18 protein-coding genes are annotated in these 19,686 nt (G+C 71.5%); 6 read left to right on the top strand and 12 right to left on the bottom strand.

Annotated features, from left to right (window positions below; all coding sequences use genetic code 11):
- Positions 1-79: 79 nt before the first annotated feature.
- The 4 genes from AC3ETA_RS15550 to AC3ETA_RS15565 are packed head-to-tail and all read left to right on the top strand — an operon-like array spanning position 80 to position 4,171.
- Entirely contained in the window at positions 80-829 is a 750-nt protein-coding gene (locus tag AC3ETA_RS15550) for a LytR/AlgR family response regulator transcription factor (protein WP_432193473.1), read from the top strand.
- Positions 830-831: 2 nt separating this feature from the next.
- Positions 832-1,194 carry a hypothetical protein gene (locus AC3ETA_RS15555; RefSeq protein ID WP_432193474.1) on the top strand — a complete coding sequence of 121 codons (363 nt, stop codon included), beginning with the start codon at positions 832-834 and terminating at the stop codon, positions 1,192-1,194.
- A gap of 21 nt (positions 1,195-1,215) precedes the next feature.
- Positions 1,216-2,928: a sodium/solute symporter gene (locus AC3ETA_RS15560; protein WP_432193475.1), complete on the top strand. Its 1,713-nt coding sequence runs from the start codon at positions 1,216-1,218 to the stop codon at positions 2,926-2,928.
- 37 nt (positions 2,929-2,965) lie between these two features.
- Positions 2,966-4,171 carry a sensor histidine kinase gene (locus tag AC3ETA_RS15565; RefSeq protein WP_432193476.1) on the top strand — a complete coding sequence of 402 codons (1,206 nt, stop codon included), beginning with the start codon at positions 2,966-2,968 and terminating at the stop codon, positions 4,169-4,171.
- A 3-nt stretch (positions 4,172-4,174) separates the two neighbouring features.
- Here the strand turns inward: AC3ETA_RS15565 and AC3ETA_RS15570 are convergent, their stop codons facing one another.
- The 7 genes from AC3ETA_RS15570 to AC3ETA_RS15600 form a co-directional block, all read right to left on the bottom strand.
- The gene (locus tag AC3ETA_RS15570) at positions 4,175-4,345 is read right to left on the bottom strand and encodes a membrane protein (RefSeq protein WP_030960607.1); all 171 of its coding nucleotides are present in this window, start codon (positions 4,343-4,345) and stop codon (positions 4,175-4,177) included.
- A 12-nt stretch (positions 4,346-4,357) separates the two neighbouring features.
- A complete protein-coding gene (locus AC3ETA_RS15575) occupies positions 4,358-6,382 on the bottom strand; it encodes a serine/threonine-protein kinase (protein ID WP_432193477.1) in 2,025 nt (674 codons plus the stop codon).
- A gap of 42 nt (positions 6,383-6,424) precedes the next feature.
- Positions 6,425-7,990, bottom strand: a complete 1,566-nt coding sequence (locus tag AC3ETA_RS15580) for a DUF6777 domain-containing protein (protein ID WP_432193478.1) — start codon at positions 7,988-7,990, stop codon at positions 6,425-6,427.
- A gap of 131 nt (positions 7,991-8,121) precedes the next feature.
- Complete coding sequence (locus AC3ETA_RS15585; protein WP_432193479.1) at positions 8,122-9,072, bottom strand: cytochrome c oxidase assembly protein; 951 nt, start codon at positions 9,070-9,072, stop codon at positions 8,122-8,124.
- A gap of 181 nt (positions 9,073-9,253) precedes the next feature.
- The gene (locus tag AC3ETA_RS15590; RefSeq protein ID WP_030967223.1) at positions 9,254-10,279 is read right to left on the bottom strand and encodes a 6-phosphofructokinase; all 1,026 of its coding nucleotides are present in this window, start codon (positions 10,277-10,279) and stop codon (positions 9,254-9,256) included.
- A gap of 167 nt (positions 10,280-10,446) precedes the next feature.
- A complete protein-coding gene (locus AC3ETA_RS15595; protein ID WP_432193480.1) occupies positions 10,447-11,175 on the bottom strand; it encodes a type 1 glutamine amidotransferase in 729 nt (242 codons plus the stop codon).
- A gap of 24 nt (positions 11,176-11,199) precedes the next feature.
- Entirely contained in the window at positions 11,200-12,438 is a 1,239-nt protein-coding gene (locus AC3ETA_RS15600; RefSeq protein WP_432193481.1) for a MurT ligase domain-containing protein, read from the bottom strand.
- A 112-nt stretch (positions 12,439-12,550) separates the two neighbouring features.
- Here AC3ETA_RS15600 and def point away from each other — a divergent pair, with 112 nt between their 5' ends.
- Positions 12,551-13,090 carry a peptide deformylase gene (def, locus tag AC3ETA_RS15605; protein WP_432193482.1) on the top strand — a complete coding sequence of 180 codons (540 nt, stop codon included), beginning with the start codon at positions 12,551-12,553 and terminating at the stop codon, positions 13,088-13,090.
- 95 nt (positions 13,091-13,185) lie between these two features.
- Here def and AC3ETA_RS15610 read toward each other — a convergent pair whose 3' ends face one another.
- Positions 13,186-13,830, bottom strand: a complete 645-nt coding sequence (locus tag AC3ETA_RS15610; RefSeq protein WP_432193483.1) for a TetR/AcrR family transcriptional regulator — start codon at positions 13,828-13,830, stop codon at positions 13,186-13,188.
- 185 nt (positions 13,831-14,015) lie between these two features.
- Here AC3ETA_RS15610 and AC3ETA_RS15615 point away from each other — a divergent pair, with 185 nt between their 5' ends.
- Positions 14,016-15,242: an acyl-CoA dehydrogenase family protein gene (locus tag AC3ETA_RS15615; protein ID WP_269644545.1), complete on the top strand. Its 1,227-nt coding sequence runs from the start codon at positions 14,016-14,018 to the stop codon at positions 15,240-15,242.
- Positions 15,243-15,892: 650 nt separating this feature from the next.
- Here AC3ETA_RS15615 and AC3ETA_RS15620 read toward each other — a convergent pair.
- From AC3ETA_RS15620 to AC3ETA_RS15635, 4 genes are all read right to left on the bottom strand, one after another.
- The gene (locus AC3ETA_RS15620; RefSeq protein ID WP_432193484.1) at positions 15,893-16,129 is read right to left on the bottom strand and encodes a DUF6213 family protein; all 237 of its coding nucleotides are present in this window, start codon (positions 16,127-16,129) and stop codon (positions 15,893-15,895) included.
- A 25-nt stretch (positions 16,130-16,154) separates the two neighbouring features.
- Positions 16,155-17,549 (bottom strand): NADP-dependent succinic semialdehyde dehydrogenase, encoded by a 1,395-nt coding sequence (locus AC3ETA_RS15625; protein ID WP_432193485.1) that lies wholly within the window; start codon positions 17,547-17,549, stop codon positions 16,155-16,157.
- A 76-nt stretch (positions 17,550-17,625) separates the two neighbouring features.
- Positions 17,626-18,099, bottom strand: coding sequence for an NUDIX hydrolase (locus AC3ETA_RS15630; protein WP_432193486.1), 474 nt, complete (start codon positions 18,097-18,099; stop codon positions 17,626-17,628).
- On the bottom strand, positions 18,096-19,634 hold the full coding sequence (locus tag AC3ETA_RS15635) for an ATP-dependent DNA ligase (protein WP_432193487.1): 1,539 nt from the start codon (positions 19,632-19,634) through the stop codon (positions 18,096-18,098). The genes AC3ETA_RS15630 and AC3ETA_RS15635 overlap by 4 nt, the downstream gene beginning before the upstream one ends.
- Positions 19,635-19,686: the final 52 nt, after the last annotated feature.

Consider the following 19,686-nt stretch of genomic DNA (forward strand, 5'->3'; position numbering starts at 1 on the left):
GTAAGCGGCCCGGCACCCAGCGCGAACGTCCACGCAGAGCACATGCCCAGGCGTGCTCATTGCTCTTACACTCCCGTTCATGCTGCGCGCCCTGGCTGTCGACGACGAACGCCCCTCGCTGGAGGAGCTGCTCTACCTCCTGAACGCGGACCCGCGCATCGGCAGCGCGGAAGGCGCCGGCGACGCGACCGAGGCGCTGCGGCGCATCAACCGCGCGCTGGAGTCGGGGCCCCACGGCCCCGAGTCGATCGACGTCGTCTTCCTCGACATCAACATGCCCGGCCTGGACGGACTCGACCTGGCCCGCCTGCTCACCGGGCTCGCCAAGCCGCCGCTGGTCGTGTTCGTCACCGCCCACGAGGACTTCGCCGTCCAGGCATTCGACCTCAAGGCCGTCGACTACCTCCTCAAACCGGTGCGCAAGGAACGCCTCGCCGAGGCCGTCCGCCGGGCCGCCGAACTGCGCGACGCCGCCCCCCGAATACCCGTGAGCGAACCCGACCCGGACCACATCCCCGTCGAACTCGGTGGCGTGACCCGCTTCGTCGCCGTCGAGGACATCACGCATGTCGAGGCCCAGGGGGACTACGCCCGCCTGCACACCGTCAAGGGCAGCCACCTCGTCCGCATCCCCCTGTCGACCCTTGAGGAGCGCTGGCGCTCCCGAGGCTTCGTCCGCATCCACCGCCGCCACCTCGTCGCCCTGCGCCACATCGGCGAACTCCGCCTGGACGCGGGCACCGTCAGCGTCATGGTCGGCGCCGAGGAACTCCAGGTCAGCCGGCGCCACGCGCGCGAGCTGCGGGACCTGCTGATGAGGAGGTCGTAGCCGTGCCCAACCAGGACCCCGCCGAGCGCCGCGTCGTGGTCACCGGCCCGCCCCGCAGCCGCCGCCCCGCGTCCGGCTACTACCGCCCCCGCACCGAGATCGACGAGCAGACCACCCTCGGCCACACCTACGTACGGTCGCTGATGCGCACCCAGCTCCGCGCCGGCCTGGCCGTGTTCGCGGTACTCGGCCTGCTCATCGGCCCGCTGCCGCTGCTGTTCGCCGCCATGCCGGACGCCCGCGGCCTGGAGTGGCTGGTCCTCGGCTTCTGCCTCTACGCCCCGATGGTCCTCCTCGCCCGCTGGTACGTACGGCGCGCCGAGCGCAACGAACGTGACTTCGTACGCCTCGTCGAAGACCGCTGAGCCCGAGGAACGGACCCGGCCGTGAACTCCAGCTACGCCGTCCCCGCCGTCGCCCTCGTGGTGCTGGCGACCGTCCTCGTCGGCGCCTTCGGCCTGCGCATATCCCGCACCACCTCCGACTTCTACGTCGCCTCCCGCACCGTCGGCCCCCGCCTCAACGCGGCCGCCATCAGCGGCGAGTACCTCTCCGCCGCCTCCTTCCTCGGCATCGCGGGGCTCCTGCTCGTGCAGGGACCCGACATGCTCTGGTACCCGGTCGGCTACGCCGCCGGATACCTCGTCCTGCTGCTCTTCGTCGCCGCCCCGCTGCGCCGCTCCGGCGCCTACACCCTGCCCGACTTCGCCGAGGCCCGGCTGTCCTCGCAGGCCGTGCGCCGGCTCGCGGGCGCCTTCGTCGTCGGCACCGGCTGGCTGTATCTGCTGCCCCAGCTCCAGGGCGCCGGGCTGACGCTGACCGTGCTGACGGGCGCCCCCGACTCGCTCGGCGGACTCATCGTCGCGGTCGTCGTGGTGGCCATCGTCGCCGCCGGCGGCATGCGCAGCATCACCTTCGTGCAGGCCTTCCAGTACTGGCTCAAACTGACCGCGCTGCTCGTCCCCGCCCTCTTCCTGGTCCTCGCCTGGCAGGGCGACGGCGCCCCCCGGCACGCCTTCGACGAACCGGCCACCTTCCGCGAACAGAGCGTCGTCCGCATCGACGACAGCATCAAGCTGAAGCTCGACCGGCCGCTCGACGTCACCGTGAGCGGCACGATCGACGGCCGCGACCACGAGGAAGACAAGCTCGCACTCCCCGTCGGCACCCACCACATCGAGGCCGGCACCAAGCTGACCTTCGCCAAGGGCGCCGAGGTCCCCGAACGCGACCGCGGCGCGGGCGGCGGCCTGTCCCCGTCGCAGGCCGAGAGCCGCGGCGAACGCCCGCTGTACGCCACGTACGGACTGATCCTCGCCACGTTCCTCGGCACCATGGGCCTGCCGCATGTCGTCGTCCGCTTCTACACCAGCCCGCACGGCGTCGCCGCCCGCCGCACCACCGTCGCCGTGCTCGGCCTGATCGGCGCCTTCTACCTGCTGCCCCCGGTCTACGGCGCCCTCGGCCGCCTGTACGCTCCCGAACTCACCCTCACCGGCGACGCCGACGCGGCCGTCCTGCTGCTGCCCGACCGCATGATCGGCGGCCTCGGCGGGGACCTCCTCGGCGCGCTGGTCGCGGGCGGCGCCTTCGCCGCGTTCCTGTCCACGGCGTCCGGCCTGACCATGGCCGTCGCCGGCGTGCTCACCCAGGACGTCCTGCCGTCCCGCGGCGTACGGCACTTCCGGCTCGGCACGGTCCTCGCCATGGCCGTCCCGCTCGCCGCGAGCGTCCTCGTCGGCGGACTGCCGGTCGCCGACGCGGTGGGCCTCGCCTTCGCCGTGTCGGCGTCCTCGTTCTGCCCGCTGCTCGTCCTCGGCATCTGGTGGCGCCGGCTCACCCCGCCCGGCGCCGCCGCCGGAATGCTGGTCGGCGGCGGCTCCGCGCTGCTCGCCGTCGCCGCGACGATGGCCGGCTTCCCGGGCTCCGGAGCCGCCCACGCGCTGCTCGCCTGGCCCGCGCTCTGGTCGGTGCCGCTGGGCTTCCTCACGATGATCGTGGTGTCCCTGGCCACCCCGGGCCGTGTGCCGCCCGGAACGGCGGCGATTCTGGCCCGGTTCCATCTGCCGGAGGAGCTGCGGGCGGAGGCGAAGGGATGAGGCGGTCCATCGCCGGACGGCGCGAGGTGGTGACGGCATGAGCGGATTCCTGGCGGGCCTGTGCGTGGCGATCCTTCCGCTGCTCGCCGCCGGCTTCTGGCTCGGCCGCCGCACCGCCCGCCCGCAGAACCTCGGCGACCTCGGCACCCCCGTCGAGCACGCCACCTTCGAGACCCTGCACACCGCCTCCCTCGCCGCGCCCCCGCTGCGGTCCGGACTCACCGAGGAGACCGCCCGCAAGTCCGCCCGCCGGCTGCGCTCGCTCCTCGGCACCGACGCGCTCTGCCTGACCGACCACAAGGACGTCCTGGTCTGGGACGGGGTCGGCGGCCATCACCGTACGGAGATCATGGAACTCCTCTCCGGCCCTCTGGAGTCGGGCCGCGGCGAGGCCTTCCCGCTCACCTGCGACACGCCCGACTGCCCGGTGCGCTGGGCGGTCGTCGCCCCGCTCACCGTCGACGACCGTGTCCACGGCGCCCTGGTCGCCTGCGCGCCCCGCGAGTCGGCTGTGCTGGTGCGGGCGGCGGGCGAGGTGGCCCGCTGGGTGTCCGTGCAGCTGGAGCTGGCCGACCTCGACCAGTCCCGCACCCGGCTGATCGAGGCCGAGATCAAGGCACTGCGGGCCCAGATCTCCCCGCACTTCATCTTCAACTCGCTCGCGGTCATCGCCAGCTTCGTGCGCACCGACCCCGAGCGTGCCCGCGAACTGCTCCTGGAGTTCGCCGACTTCACCCGCTACTCCTTCCGCAGGCACGGCGACTTCACCACTCTCGCCGACGAACTCCACGCCATCGACCACTACTTGGCGCTGGTCCGGGCACGCTTCGGCGACCGCCTCTCGGTGACCCTCCAGATCGCCCCGGAGGTGCTGCCCGTCGCCCTGCCCTTCCTGTGCCTGCAGCCGCTGGTGGAGAACGCGGTCAAGCACGGCCTGGAGGGCAAGGCCGACACGTGCCGGATCCAGATCACCGCACAGGACGCGGGCGCCGAGGCCCTGGTCGTCATCGAGGACGACGGCGCCGGCATGGACCCCGCATTGCTGCGCCGCATCCTCGCGGGCGAGGACAGCCCGTCGGGCGGCATCGGACTGTCGAACGTCGACGACCGGCTCCGGCAGGTCTACGGCGACGACTACGGACTCGTCATCGAGACCGCCCCGAACGCGGGCATGAAAGTGACCGCCCGGCTGCCGAAGTACCAGCCGGGCGTGCACTCGGCGGGGCGACTCACCCGGGAGTGAGGCTCACGTCGGACGGCTGACGACCATCCCCAGCGTGATGAGCCCCAGCACCACCCACCCGAACCACAGCCAGCCATTGCTCCCGAGCGCCACCGTGTAGGCCGTCACCGCGACGAGGCCGCCGACGGTGAGCACCCCCATCGCCTTCGTAGAACCGTCCGTAGAACCGGGCATCGCAACACCCTCCTAAGGTTCGTCCCCCTCCATGGTGCCTCCGTTCTGCTTCCGAACGGTGCACACGACGAAATGGGTGCCGTTCTTCCAGGGCCCTTCGCTCGTCCAGGAACCAGCCGTGTGGACGGAAGGATCGAATCCGTAGTCGCGCGGCGGGACCTCGCGGGCGCACGCCGTGTCCGATTCGGTACGCGCCTCGGCGAGCGTGACGTCGGCGCCCAAACGGGTGAATCCGAGCACCTGCTCGTCGTGCGGCTCCGCACAGGACACCAGCCGCGCGTCCCGGGGCGAGCGGACGTCCAGACAGTCCCGGCGCTGCATGGTCGCCGTGTCCGCGAACGCCACCCCCGGCCTGCGGTGCCCGCCCAGCGGCCCGTACACCGGCCCGTGCGCCCCCAGCACCACACAGGCCGTACGCCGCCTGGCCGTCTCGAACCCGGCCTCGGTCGGCACGACGGCGAGACTGCGCACGTCCGCGAGCCGCCCGCGCAGCTCCCGCGTCCGCTCCTCGCACGCCGCCGGCCCGTCCTGCCGTGCCTCGGCGGCGGAAGCGGCCGCCACGAACGCCATCACCTGTCCGTCGGGCGCCTTCTCCCCACAACTGGCGTCGAGGCTCAGCCGGGGCGTGCCCTGGAAGGCGGTCCTGCCGGGCCAGTCGGCGAGCACGCAGTCACCGCCCTTCAGCGGCGCCGCGAGGCCCACGGCGTCCCCGTACGGCCGTCCCGTGCCGCCGGGGTCCGACTCCTGGGACATGGCGTACCAGACACCGGCCCCCGCGAGCGCCAGCCCGAGCAGGCCGGCGACGACCGCGTGCGCGGCGCGGGGACGGGGCCGGTTCTGGTCCACGGCACCGGGAACCAAGCCCAGCGGTCCACCGGGAGGCTGAGTCGGCGAACCGCCGGGCTTTCCGCTCACCGTGCCGGAGCCCGGGCCCGTCGGCGCGCCGGGACGTCCGGACGGGGGACCAAAGCCCTGGACACCACCCGGTCGCCCGGACACCGGCAGGGTACCGAAACCGGCCGGATCGGGCACGGGCCCCGCCGGATCGGGCACGGGCCCCGCCGGATCGGGCACGGGCCCCGCTGGATCGGGCACGGGCCCCGGCGGCGGCGCACCGCCCCAGTGCGGCTGCGAACCGAGGTCGGTCTGCGTCCGCGCGTACGCGTCGGCAACCGGCGTGACGATCCGTGAGAGCGCCGCCTCCGCCTCAGCGGCAGCCATCCGCCGCGCCGGGTCCTTCTCCAGCAGCCCCCACAGGACGGGCGCCAGCGCCCCGGCCCGCCCGGCCGCCCCGGGCTCCTCCGTGACGACCGCCGTCAGCTCCGCGAGATGCGACTCACGCTCGAAGGGGCCCCGGCCCTCTACGCCGTGGTACAGCGTGCAGCCCAGCGAGAACAGATCCGTCGCCGGTGTGGGCGCCCCGCCGGTGACCCGCTCCGGTGCCAGATAGCCCGAGGTGCCCACGAGCACCGACGTCAGCGTGTACCGGGTCTCACCGGCGTCCGGCTGCACCGAGATGCCGTAGTCGGTGAGCAGGACCCGTCCGTACGGCGTCCCGGTGCGGTCCGGCGCCAGCAGGATGTTCGCCGGTTTCACGTCCCGGTGCAGGACGCCCCGCCGGTGCCCGGCGGTCAGCGCGTCCAGTACGGCGAGCCCGATGCGGGCGCACTCCGCCGGCGCCAGGGGGCCGTGCCGGGCGACCAGATCGCGCAGGTTCACGGCGCCCTCGACGTACTCCATGACGATCCACGGCAGGCCCTCGTGCTCCAGCACGTCGTGCACGGTCACCACGTGCGGATGCCCGCGCAGCCCCGCCGCGTGCCGGGCCTCCGCACGGGCCCGGGCCACCCGCGCCTCGCGCTCGTCGGCCTCGGCCGGATCCCGGAACACGATCTCCTTGAGCGCGACCTCGCAGGCGAGTCTCCGGTCGTGGGCGAGCCACACATGGCCCATCCCACCGCTGCCGAGCCGGTTCAGCAGCAGATAACGGCCGGCGATGACCCGGCCCACTCCCGACGTCGGTGATCCTGAGGACATCCCATGACTCCAGGCTCTGCGGGTGCGCTGAGCGCGCGATCGCTAGGCGAAGGTGCTCGCGGGGGACGGGGCGCCGGTCCCGGGTCGGCTGGTGATGGGGCTGCCGGTTCCGGGTTGATTTGTGGCGGGGCTGCCGGTTCCGGTTTGGTTTGTGGTGGGGGTGCCGGTTCCGGGTCTGCTTGTGGCGGGGCTGCCGGTTCCCGGTCGGCTTGCGATGGGGCTGCCGGTCTCGGGTCGGCTCGTGGCGGGGCTGCCGGTTCCGGTTTGGGTTGTGGTGGGGCTGCCCGTCCCGGGTCGGCTCGTGGCGGGGCTGCTGGTCTGGGGTGGTGGCGCGCTGCTGGTGACCGTCGGCGGCGAGCTGGTGGTCTGCGCCGGCGGGCTGGACGGGGGCGGGGGCGGAGGCGGGGGTGCCGAGCTCGTTGTGGGGGACTTGGGCGTCGTGGGCGGTGAGGCGGTCGTGGGCGGGTCGGAGACGGGCGGCGCCGTGGACGACGTACCCGAGGACGGGGGCCCGCTCGTGGTGCCCGGAGCGGAGGTGTCCGGTCCGGAGTCGCTCGGCCCGGGACTTCCGGAGCCGGAGGACGGGCCCGGCGGAGACGAGCCCGAGCCCGAGGGCGTCGGCGTCGGTGTCGTAGAGGCCGACGGATCCCGCGTCGACGGGGACGTCGTGGTCCCGTCGGACGACTCGCCGGAGTTCCCCCCGGCCCCGGCCCCGGCCACGCTCAGCGTCACGTACTCGCCGAACCGCAGCTCGGTCCCGGCCGGCGGATCCGACGCCGTCACCCGGGCGCCGGCCGGCGGCAGCCCGCCGCCCGCGAAGGCGGCGGCCAGCCCCTGGTCGGCCAGCTCGCGGCTCGCCTGCCCGAAGGTGGCACCCGCCAGCTCGGGCACCGCGCGCCGCTCACGGGTGTCGAAGGCGGTGTCCTTCTCGCCGGCGGTGCCGACGGGACGGGTGATGCCCCGGTCCGGCTCGTGCACGTCGACGAGGGCGAGCCGCTCCACCTTCCGCGTCGCGGGTCGCACGGCCACCACGGACGACTTCTCGTAGCCCTTCCACTCCTCGTTCCGGTCGTCGAACTCGACCTTTATCCGGTTCGTGTCACCGTCGAACGGCCGCAGCGGATTTCCGCACGAACACTTCACCGCGGGAAGTCCCTGCTCGTCGACGAGAATCGCGATTCCCGTCTGGAGCAACGCGTTGAAGGGGGTGGCCTTTCCCTTTTTGTAGTCGTGGTTCTTCACGAGCGTGTCGTGACGCAGGAGAACCGGAGTGAGCCGATCGAGATAGCCGGGAATCTCGGCAGTGGTGATGGACAGCGCGGTCGCCCACGCCTGCGCTTTGCGGTCATTGGCGGGATCGGTGAGAAACTCCTTGAGCCGTACGACATCACAGACCGTCGGCTTTTTGGATCCCCCGTACAGACCGGGTGTGTCCCCCTGTTGGAGCCCACCGGGTGCCCGCTGGGCCGTGACCTGCGCCTCGTCCCGCCCGAGCCCCTGATCCTCGTCGAAGAAGGGGGCCAGCGAGGGAACTCCCGCGGCCACGGCCTTCACCAGGAACAGCGGTGTGCCCCGATCACACGCACCGAGCGCCAGAACGAGGACCAAAAGGACGGCGATCCTCCGAATCACCGCTGTTCCGGACCTGTGTACGAAAACGCGAAACGCCATCACCGCTCCCCCCGGCGGTTCCCCCCGACGCGCTTCATGCTACTGAAAGGCGAAGCCTTTCGGTTTCGTCAGTTTCCGCGTGCGTTCAATGAGGCCAAATAGGCGTTGTACGCCTCGAGTTCCTTGTCGCCGTCACGGTCGGCGGCCCGGTCCTTGCGCTTGGCCTGTCGCTGCTCGGAGCCGTACCACTGGAACAGCAGCGCGATCAGCACCAGCACGGACGGAACCTCGCTGAACGCCCAGGCGATACCGCCTGCCGCGTTCTGGTCGGACAGCGCGTCGATGGCGAGGGAGCCGGGCGGGTTCTTGAACGTCTCGACCATCGGCTCGGACGCCATCATCAACGCGATGCCGAAGAACGCGTGGAACGGCATTCCCGCGAACAGCTCCAGCATCCGCATCAGATACCCGGGCCGGTGCGGACCGGGATCCACACCGATGATCGGCCAGAAGAACACCACGCCGACGGCGAGGAAGTGCACCATCATCGCGATGTGTCCCGTCTTCGAGCCCATCAGGAAGTCGAAGAGCGGAGTGAAGTACAGCGCGTAGAGGCTGGCGATGAACAGGGGAATGGTGAACGCCGGATGCGTGATGATCCGCATGTACCGGCTGTGCAGCAGGGCGAGCAGCCATTCCCGTGGCCCCTTGCGCCCACGCCCGGCGGGCGGCATCGCGCGCAGTGCCAGCGTGATGGGCGCACCGAGCAGGATCAGGATCGGCGACAGCATGCTGATCACCATGTGCTGCACCATGTGCACGCTGAACATGACCATTCCGTAGTCGTTCAGCCCGGTGCACATCACGAGCATCACGGACAGCACGCCGACTGCATAGGAAACGGTCCGCCCCACGGGCCATTCGTCCCCACGCCGCCGCAGTCGCACGACCCCCCACGCGTAAAGCGCGAGCCCCACAAGACAGGCGACCAGGAAGAACGGGTCCGCGGACCAGGAAAGGCCCCGCCCCAGCGTGAACGGCGGCAGATCCATCATCATGCCGTGCCCGCCGTGATCCATCCTGCGGCTCCTGTTTGGTGGGGGTTGCGCGCTGTCTGTCCCCCACAGACTAGAACTGCCCCCGGCCGACCCATCGACCGGGGGCAACTACAGCGCGCCCCTCAGGGGCGCGGGGAACTGCGCGAGCGACCACAGATCCGCAGCACCCGGCGGCGAACCGAAGCCCCCACGGCGAGGCCGCTCAAAGCACGCACTCGGCCTCTTCGTACCGATCGGCCGGCACCGTCTTCAACGTCTCCACGGCCTCGGCCAACGGCACCATCACGATGTCCGTCCCCTGGAGCGCCGTCATGTGCCCGAACTCCCCCCGATGCACGGCCTCCACCGCATGCCACCCGAACCGGGTCGCCAGCACCCGGTCGTACGCCGTGGGCGTCCCGCCGCGCTGCACATGCCCGAGAATCACCGGCCGCGCCTCCTTGCCGAGCCGCTCCTCCAGCTCGATCGACAGCTGGCGGGCGATCCCGGCGAACCGCTCGTGGCCGTAGATGTCCTTGCCGCCCTCGTCGAAGGCCATGCTCCCGGGCCGCGGCTTGGCCCCTTCCGCCGCCACGACGATCGCGAACCGCTTGCCCGCCTGGAACCGCTCGCCGACGACCCGGGTCAACTCGTCGATGTCGAAGGGCCGTTCCGGTACGACGACGGCGTGCGCGCCGGCCGCCATGCCGGAGTGCAGCGCGATCCAGCCGGTGTGCCGCCCCATGACCTCGACCACCAGCACCCGCTGATGGGACTCGGCGGTGGTCTTGAGCCGGTCCAGCGCCTCGGTCGCCACGGTCACCGCCGTGTCGAAGCCGAAGGTGACGTCGGTCACGGCGATGTCGTTGTCGATGGTCTTGGGCACACCCACCACGGGCAGGCCGCTGTCCGACATCAGCCGGGCCGCCTTGAGCGTGCCCTCACCGCCGATCGGGATGATCGCGTCGAGGCCGAGCTCCTCGACATGGCCCTTGGCCCGCTCCACACCGTCCCGCAGATGGGACGGCTGGACCCGGGAGGAACCGAGAATCGTGCCGCCGCGGGCGAGGATGCCGCCCACCGCGTCGAGGTCGAGCTTGAGGTAGTCGCACTCCAGGAGGCCCTTCCAGCCGTCCCGGAAGCCGATGACCTCGTCGCCGTGGTCGACGACGGCACGGTGCACGACGGACCGGATGACGGCGTTCAGGCCGGGGCAGTCGCCGCCGGACGTGAGGACACCAATGCGCATAGCCCGAAAAACCTTCTCCACGTGGGCCGGGACCGGACCACGCTGTCCGGCTCGAATCCCCGCCACCCTAGCGGCATCAGGGGGCGGGGCCGAACCGTGCGTCCGCCTGCTGGACGACCCCGCTCACCTGTGCGGACCTGCCGTCAGACGGGCTGCCGAGCGACCGCTCAGGCGGGCTGTTGCGCGGCCGCGATGCGCTCGCCCCGCAGCGCCTCGTACCAACGGTCGTCGGTCGGCGGCAACGCGTTCACGTCGAGCGCCAGCTTCAGCAGCAGGTCGGCGATCAGCGGGTTGCGCGCGAGCACGGGGCCGTGCATGTACGTACCGAAGACGGTCTCGTTGTACGCGCCCTCGGTGCCGTCACCTGTGCCGTTGCCGTTGCCGAGGCGGACCTGGGCGAAGGGGCGGGCGGTCGGGCCGAGGTGCGTGACGCCCTGGTGGTTCTCGAAGCCGGTCAGCGGCGGCAGCCCGAGGCGCGGGTCGATGTCGGCGAGCACGTCACCGACGCACCGCTCGCCCTCGCCGCGCACGGACACCACGTCGATCAGCCCGAGGCCGGGCTCGCGCTGACCGAGGTCGTTGATGAACTCGTGGCCGAGGATCTGGTAGCCGGCGCAGACGGAGAACACGATGGCGCCGTTCTCCACGGCCCGGTGCAGACCGCCGTCCCGGCGCAGCCGCTCCGCCGCCAGTCGCTGCGGGCGGTCCTCACCGCCGCCGATCAGATAGATGTCGCCGGACGTCGGGATCGGCTGGTCGCTGCGCACGTCGAGGCGGGCCACGTCGAGGCCGCGCTGGCGGGCACGGCGCTCCACGACGAGGACGTTGCCCTGGTCGCCGTAGGTGCTGAGCAGGTCCGGGTAGATCCAGACGACCCGCAGTTGGTTGTCGCTCACTTTAGTCCCCTGAAGTCTCTTGGCTCAGTTGCCGACCCGGCGGCGCAGGTCCTGGAACGCGGTGTAGTTGGCGATGACCTCGATCCGGCCCGGCGGGCACTTCCGCACGGCCTCGTCGAGGTTCTCGCACACCTGGAACTGCTGGTTGGCGACCTCCAGGCGCACCGCGAGGTCGAGCCTGCGGTCGCCGATGACGCAGATCGGGTGCCCGGTCAGCCGCGTGTAGTCGACGTCCCACAGCCAGGAGGTGTCGGTGCCGTCGGCGCCGCGCGCGTTGACGGAGAGGATCACCGGGGTCGGCGGCGGGTCGATGAGGGAGAACGTCTCCAGCCAGCCGGCCGGGTTCTTGGCCAGCAGCAGCCGCAGGTCCCGCCCCTCGAACTGCACGACGTCATAGCGCCCGGCGACGGCCTGCACCTGGTACATCCGCTCCAGGGCGACCTGCGGCGGCACCCCGAACACGGCGGCGACGGCGGCCGAGGAGGTGGCGTTGGCCTGGTTGGCGCGCCCCGGCAGCTGGAGGTGGATCGGCCAGGCCGAGCCGTGCGGGTCCAGGACATGGTCGCCGGACAGCGCCCAGCTGGGTGTCGGACGCCGGAAGCCGCACTCGCCGCAGAACCAGTCGTCGCCCGGCCGCTGCATCACACCGCCGCAGGACGGGCACGACCAGGCGTCGTCCTTCCACATCTGCCCGGCGGCGACCCAGATCACATTGGGGGACGACGACGCGGCCCACACGACCAGCGGGTCGTCCGCGTTGGCCACGATCACCGCCTTCGAACCCGTCAGCCCCTCGCGCCAGTTCTCGGCGAGCATCCGGGTCTCGGCGGCCCGGTCCAGCTGGTCGCGCGAGAGGTTGAGCAGCGCGATGCACTTGGGGTCCGTGTCCCGGGCGACGCCGGCGAGGTACTTCTCGTCGACCTCGATGACGCCGTAGCGGGCTTCCGAGCCGCCGGCCAGCGCCGAGGTGATGCCCGCGGGCATGTTGGCGCCCAGCGCGTTGGAGACCACCGGCCCGGCGGCCCCCAGCGCCTCCGCGATCAGCCGGGTCGTGGTGGTCTTGCCGTTGGTCGCCGACACCAGGACCACGTCCAGGTTCTGTGCGAGCCGGGCGAGGAGGTCGGGGTCGAGTTTGAGCGCCACCCGGCCGCCGATCACCGAACCGCTGCCGCGCCCTGCGGCGCGCGATGCCGCCGCGACCGCCTTGCCCGCGGTCACGGCGATCTTGGCCCGCGGCGAGAGCGGGTCCGAGTTGCCTGCCATCAGTCCTCGATCCTCCTTGCGTACGCGCCGCGCCTGAAGCCCTACGGCAACGTGGTGGTGGTCAGCCTATCGAGATCCATTCGCACTCCCGAATCGCCGTACCCTTGCGGCCATGCGCAACGCCTCCATTCCGGGCACACACGGACGTGTTCGGCCCCTCAGCCTGCTCGGAAGTTCCGTCCTGCACACCCCCTGCGAGGAGGTCACCGACTTCGGCCCGGAACTGGCGACGCTCGTGGACGACTTGTTCGCCACGATGTACGCCGCGCAGGGCGTGGGACTCGCCGCCAACCAGGTGGGGGAGTCGCTGCGGGTCTTCGTCTACGACTGTCCCGACGACGAGGACGTACGGCACCTCGGTCATGTGGTGAACCCGCGGCTGGTGGAGGCGGACGGTGTGGTGATCCGAGGCGCCGAGGGCTGCCTGTCCCTGCCGGGCCTGGAGGCCGGGACGGAGCGGTACGACCACGCGGTGGTCGAGGGTTTCACGATGACCGGGGAGCCGGTGACGATCCACGGGACGGGTTTCTTCGCGCGCTGCCTGCAGCACGAGTGCGACCACTTGGCGGGGAAGGTGTACGCGGACCGCGTCGGCGGATGGCGCCACCGCCGCCTCATGCGCCAGGTGGCGCGAGCTCCTTGGCGCCGGTGACCGCAGTGCCGTCAGGGGTGCGGGGCCGTATCAAGTTGCGGTTCCGCCGCGCGGGCGCGACCGGCCCCCACGGACCCGCACCCGGACCACGACCGTCAGAACCCCGGACCGCCGATCCTGTCCCCGGCGGCAGCCAGCCGCCCCCACAACAGGTCGGCCAGACTCCGCACCAACTCCGTCCGCGAGCACGGCCGTTCCCCCAGCCACCAGTCCCCGGCGGCGTGCATCATCCCGACTATCCCGTGCCCCCACACCCGGGCCAGCTGCTGACTCCCCGGCCCGAGATCCAGCCGCTCCTCGATGACGGTCGCCAGCTCCTCGCCCATCGTGCGGAGCAACGGCATCGAGTGCTTGCCGACGTCGAATCCCTGATCCGCCGTCTGACCGCCCTCGGTCGGATGCATCAGAAACCGGTACACCTGAGGCCGGGCCTCGATCGCGGCGAGGTAGGTGTCCAGCGTCGCCTCGACCCGCTCACGGCGATCCGCGGGAGCGTCCAGCGCGGCCCGCAGCGAGTCCAGCAGCGCATCCGTGTGACGCTTGGCCAACGCGGCGTAAAGTCCGCCCTTGTCGCCGAAGTGCCGATAGAGAATCGGTTTCGTGATACCCGCCTCGGCCGCGATCGCGTTCATCGAGGCCTGGGGACCGTCGCGCAGCACCACCCTGTCGGCAGCCTCCAGCAACTCGCGCCGACGGCGGTCGGCGGACCGTTGCTGGTCGGTCCGCTGTGTGGTGTCCATGAGCTCTCCCCACCCGTGCTGATTCGCTGACGCCTGCGCAAACTAACACTCAACCTGCCACAACCATCGAACGGGCTACCGATCCGGCGCCGCGAGTTGACTTTACCTACTGGCAAGTAACAAACTAGGGTTACCGCAAGTAACAAGCATGCGCGAAGCCATGCACGTACGCCGCTGGAGGGGACATGGCCGAGTTCACCATGGAGCTCAACGACGAACAGAAGGAGGTCCGGGACTGGCTGCACGGTTTCGCCGCCGATGTGATCCGCCCCGCGGCCGCCGAATGGGACGAGCGTGAGGAGACTCCCTGGCCGGTCATCCAGGAAGCCGCGAAGGTCGGCATCTACTCACTCGACTTCTATGCCCAGCAGTACTTCGACCAGACGGGCCTCGGCATCCCGATGGCCATGGAGGAGCTGTTCTGGGGCGATGCGGGCATCGCCCTGTCGATCGTCGGCACCGGTCTCGCCGCCGTAGGCGTCCTCGCCAATGGCACCGAGGAGCAGATCGGCACCTGGGTGCCCCAGATGTACGGCGACGCCAACGATGTCAAGCTCGCCGCCTTCTGCTCCTCCGAGCCCGACGCCGGCTCCGACGTGGCCTCGATGCGTACGCGTGCCGTCTACGACGAGGCCAAGGACGAGTGGGTGATCAACGGCACGAAGACCTGGGCGACCAACGGCGGCATCGCCAACGTGCACGTGGTCGTCGCGGTCGTCGACGCCGAGCTCGGCTCCAAGGGCCACGCGTCCTTCATCGTCCCGCCGAACACACCGGGCCTCTCCCAGGGCCAGAAGTTCAAGAAGCACGGCATCCGGGCCTCGCACACCGCCGAGGTCATCCTGGACAACGTACGGGTGCCGGGCTCCTGCCTGCTGGGCGGCAAGGAGAAGCTGGACGAGCGCCTTGCGCGGGCCCGCGAGCGGGCCAAGGCCGGCGGCGAGCGGGTGAAGAACGCGGCGATGGCCACGTTCGAGGCCTCCCGGCCGGCCGTCGGCGCGATGGCGGTCGGTACCGCCCGTGCCGCGTACGAGGTCGCCCTCGACTACGCGATGACGCGCGAGCAGTTCGGGCGCCCGATCATCGACAACCAGGGCGTGGCCTTCCAACTGGCGGAGATGCGGACGCAGATCGACGCGGCGCGGCTGCTGGTGTGGCGGGCGTCCTGGATGGCGATCAACGGCAAGCCGTTCACGGCGGCCGAGGGGTCGATGTCGAAGCTGTTCGCGAGCGAGACGTCCAAGAAGGTCACCGCTCAGGCCATACAGATCCTTGGCGGCAACGGCTACACGCGGGAGTACCCCGTGGAGCGGATGCACCGCGACAGCGCGATCTACACGATCTTCGAGGGGACGAGCGAGATCCAGCGGCTGGTGATCGCCCGCACGTTGTCGGGTATGCCGATCCGGTAAGTGCCGTAGGGGTGCCGCGCCCCTGAGGGCGTCGACCGCAGCCGAGTTGATGGAGGACGTCGATGACGGATCGCCTTCCTCCATCTGGGCCAACGGGCCACGCCCGACGCTCCCGAGTCCGCCGCCTTCTTCACCTTCCTGGCCGAGGGCGAGGTGCTGGCGGGGGAGCGCCTGGGGGCGTTCGCGGCGGCGTGCGGTGTGACGGAGGCGCAGTCGGCCGCCTACGAACCCCTCCCGGGCTGCCAGGGACACCCCGCGTACGTGGCCTGGCCGGCCCTGAACGCCGAGCCGGCCGAGGCCGTTCTCGCGTTGACGGCCAACTTCGCGGCCTGGGGCGGCTACTGCGCGACGATCGCCGAGGCCCTGCGCACCCGGTACGGCTTCACGGACGAGGCCCGCGCCTTCTTCGACTTCTTCGCGGAACCGTCCCCGGAACCGGACCGGCCGGCACGTGCGGCCCTGGAGGAGACCGAACCGGACGAGTCCCGAGCATCCGGGTACGGCCGCTCGCTGCAGTCCTACGAGGACCAGTTCTGGTCGACACTGCGCGGATCCATGCCCTGGGGGCGCGAGGCTGTATCGACATGCGGCTCCGCCGCGTGGGCGCTACCGGCCACGACGACCCTGCACCCGGCACCGAACGGCCGCCCCTACGGAGTGGTCCCGCTGCTGTGGGCGATGCACGCCACGTCGATCCGGTCGGCGAGCTTGGCCAGCTCGATGGTCAGCGCGGCCACCGTGTCCTCGTCGAGCCCATCGTCCCCGGCCTCGACAAGGTGCAGCCACCGACCACCCACCGTACGCAGCAGCTTGCTCACATCGGCGGCAGCAACCTGCAGGGTCCCCCGGTCATCGACGATCAGCGGCAGAGTAACTTCGCGGTTCACACCCGGGATCGTAGCTGCGCGGCGCTCACGCACCCTGCCAAACCGTAGTGATGTTGCAGAACTCGCGGATTCCGTGCCCGGACAGCTCACGGCCGAATCCGGACCGCTTCACTCCGCCGAACGGGAACGCCGGATGGGACGCCGTCATCCCATTGACGTACACGCTCCCGGCCTCCAGGTCCCGTACGAACCGGTCGACCTCGGCCTCGTCACGGGTCCACACGTTCGAACTCAGTCCGAAGGGCGAGTCGTTCGCGATCAGGACCGCCTCGTCCAGGTCGCTCGCCCGGTACAGCGTGGCGACCGGGCCGAACGCCTCCTCGCGGTGGATCCGCATCTCGCGGGTGATGTCGGAGAGGACGGTGGGCGGGTAGTACCAGCCCGGCAGCTCCGGGCGGCGCAGCCGGTGGCCGCCGCACAGCACGGTCGCCCCGCTGCGCTTGGCGTCGTCGACCAGTTCCTCCAGATCCGTGCGCCCCTGCTCGCTGGAGAGCGGGCCGACGTCCGTCTCGTCCAGCATCGGGTCGCCGACCGCCAGCGCCTTCATGCCCTCGACGAAGCGTTCGGCGAAGGCGTCGTAGACGTCCCGGTGCACGATGAAGCGCTTGGCGGCGATGCAGGACTGCCCGTTGTTCTGCACCCGCGCGGTAACCGCGATCTGCGCGGCGCGGTCGATGTCGGCGGACGGCATGACGACGTAGGGGTCGCTGCCGCCCAGCTCCAGCACCGTCTTCTTGATCATCTCTCCGGCGGTGGAGGCGACCGCGCGGCCCGCGGGCTCACTGCCGGTCAGGGTCGCCGCCCTGACGCGCTCGTCGCGCAGGACGTCGTCGACCTGCCCGGCGCCGATCAGCAGGGTCTGGAAGCAGCCCTCGGTGTAGCCCGCGCGGTGGAACAGGTCCTCGATGTACAGGGCGGTCTGGGGGACGTTCGAGGCGTGCTTCAGCAGGCCGACATTGCCCGCCATCAGCGCCGGCGCCGCAAAGCGCATCACCTGCCAGAGCGGGAAGTTCCACGGCATGACCGCGAGGACCGGCCCGAGCGGACGGTAGCGCACCCGTACCCGTGAGGCGCCCGAGTCCTTCACGTCGGAGTCGGCCGGCTCCTCGTCGGCGAGCAGGCCCTCGGCGCGTTCGGCGTACCAGCGCATCGCCTTGGCGCACTTGGCGGCCTCCGCGCGGGCCTGCTTGATGGGCTTGCCCATCTCGGTGGTCATGACCCGGGCGATGTCCTCCTGGTCGGCGTCCAGGAGGTTCGCGGCCTGGATCAGCAGGCGGCCCCGGTCTACGAAGGTCGTGGTCCGGTACGTGCGGAACGTGGCCTCGGCGAGCTGGAGCCTGCGTTCGATCTCCTCCTCGCCCATGGCCTCGTACGTCTTGAGCGTCTCGCCGTTCGCCGGGTTGACCGTCGCGATGGGCATGACCGACCTCCTGGGAGCGGGCTGTTGCTTCGACCTTCCCGCGCCGCGGTGGCTACCGCAACGCGTGTGGGGCCGCTCAGGCCGAGTGCTCCGCCAGCCGGTCGAGAAACGCGGCCTGGGCCTTGACGACGACCTCGCGCGCCCGGTCGAGGTCCAGCCATTCCACCCGGTCCAGCTCGGGGAACTCCTGGGTACGGCCCGAGCGCGGCGGCCACTCCATCCGGAAGGTGCCGGGCACGACCGTCGCCGGGTCGAGGTCGGCCTCGATCGCCCAGACCGTGACGATCTTGCCGCCCGTCTGTCTGACCTCGCCGAGCGGCAGGCCCTCCCCGTCCGGCGGCGCCAGCCCCAGCTCCTCCTGGAACTCGCGGCGGGCCGCGTCCCAGGCGGGCTCGTCGGGTTCGTACTCGCCCTTGGGGACCGTCCACGCCCCGGCGTCGCGCTTGGCGAAGAACGGGCCGCCCATGTGGCCGAGCAGCACCTCCAGGCCGGCGTCGGTGCGGCGGTAGAGCAGCAGACCCGCGCTGCGCCGCTCGCTGGACGGCGTCACGGGCGCACCTCCGGGTGGGCGGCCAGCAGGGTGTCGACCGTGTCGGCCTCCTCGGGCCGTTTGTCCTCGCGGTAGCGGACCACGCGGGCGAAGCGGAGGGTTACGCCGGCCGGGTAGCGGGTGGAGCGCTGGAGGCCGTCGTAGGCGATCTCGACGACGAGTTCCGGGCGTACGGTCACCACCCAGTCGTCGCTGCGGACGGCGAGTTCCCGGAGCCGCTCGGTCTGCCAGGCCAGCATCGCGTCCGTCATGCCCTTGAAGGTCTTGCCGAGCATGGCGAAGCCGCCGTCCGCCGTGCGCGCCCCCAGGTGCAGGTTGGAGAGCTTGCCGGTTCTGCGGCCGTGGCCCCATTCGGCGGCGAGCACCACCAGGTCGAGGGTGTGCACGGGCTTGACCTTCAGCCAGGAGGCGCCGCGCCGGCCCGCGCTGTAGGGGGCGTCGAGCGCCTTGACGACCACGCCCTCGTGGCCGCGCTCCAGGGTCTCGGCGAGGAAGCCCTCGGCCCGCGGGAGGTCCTCGGGGCCGGACACCAGCGCTCGGCGCACCCGCATCGGCTCGGGGACCAGGCGGGCCAGCTCCGCGTGGCGCTCGGTGAACGGCAGGTCGAGCAGGTCGTGGCCGTCGACGGACAGGGCGTCGAAGAAGACGGGGGAGACGGGGACCTCCTCGGCCGCCGTCGCCACGTCCACGCGGGAGCCGACGCGGCCGGCGGTCTCCTGGAAGGAGCGGGGGCGGCCGGTGTCGTCGAAGGCGATGACCTCGCCGTCCAGGATGAAACGCTCGCCCCTCAACTCCAGTGCGGCGGCGGTCACTTCCGGCAAGCGGTCGGTGATGTCGTCGAGGGTGCGGGTGTAGAGCCGTACCGAGTCGCCGTCGCGGTGGACCTGGACGCGGATGCCGTCCAGCTTCTCCTCGACCGCGCACGCGCCGAGCTTGTCGACCGCCTCCGGCACCGCGGACGCGGTGTGCGCCAGCATCGGCAGGACCGGGCGGCCGACGGTGAGCCGGAAGCGTTCCAGCACCCCGGGCCCGTCCGCGAGCAGCGCCTGAGCCACATCCTGGAGGGAACCGGCGAGCATGACCGCCCGCCGCACGTCCGCCGGCGGTGCCTCCGTCGCCTGGGCGAGGCCCTCCACCGCCACCGCGTCCAGGGCGCCCTGGCGTACCTCGCCGGTGATCAGCCCGAACAGGAAGCGCTGCTCGTCCTCGGTCGCGGAGCCCATCAACTCACCTACGAGCCGGGCTCGTTCGGCCTGCGAGCCGGTGCCGGAGATCTTGCCGAGTTCGGTGAGCCGGGCGTCCACCTCGCGGACGGTGAGGGCCGGCTCGGCGGCCGGTGGGACCGGGCGGCTCAGCACCTTCCAGCCGATGCCGAGCCGGCCTTGCGGGAGGCGGCCCGCCAGGTACGGGATGACGATCGGTACGTCGTCCGCCTCGGCGTCCCGGAAGAGCTCCGCCAGCAGAGCGGTCTTCCGGGAGCGCGCCGAGGTCGCGGCGATCTCCTGGGACACACGGGCGAGCCGGGTCAGCAGCATGCAGCCATGGTGCGACGGGCTCCGCCGGTTTACACCCGGACGAACGGGCCGT

Source organism: Streptomyces sp. bgisy027 (assembly GCF_057710365.1).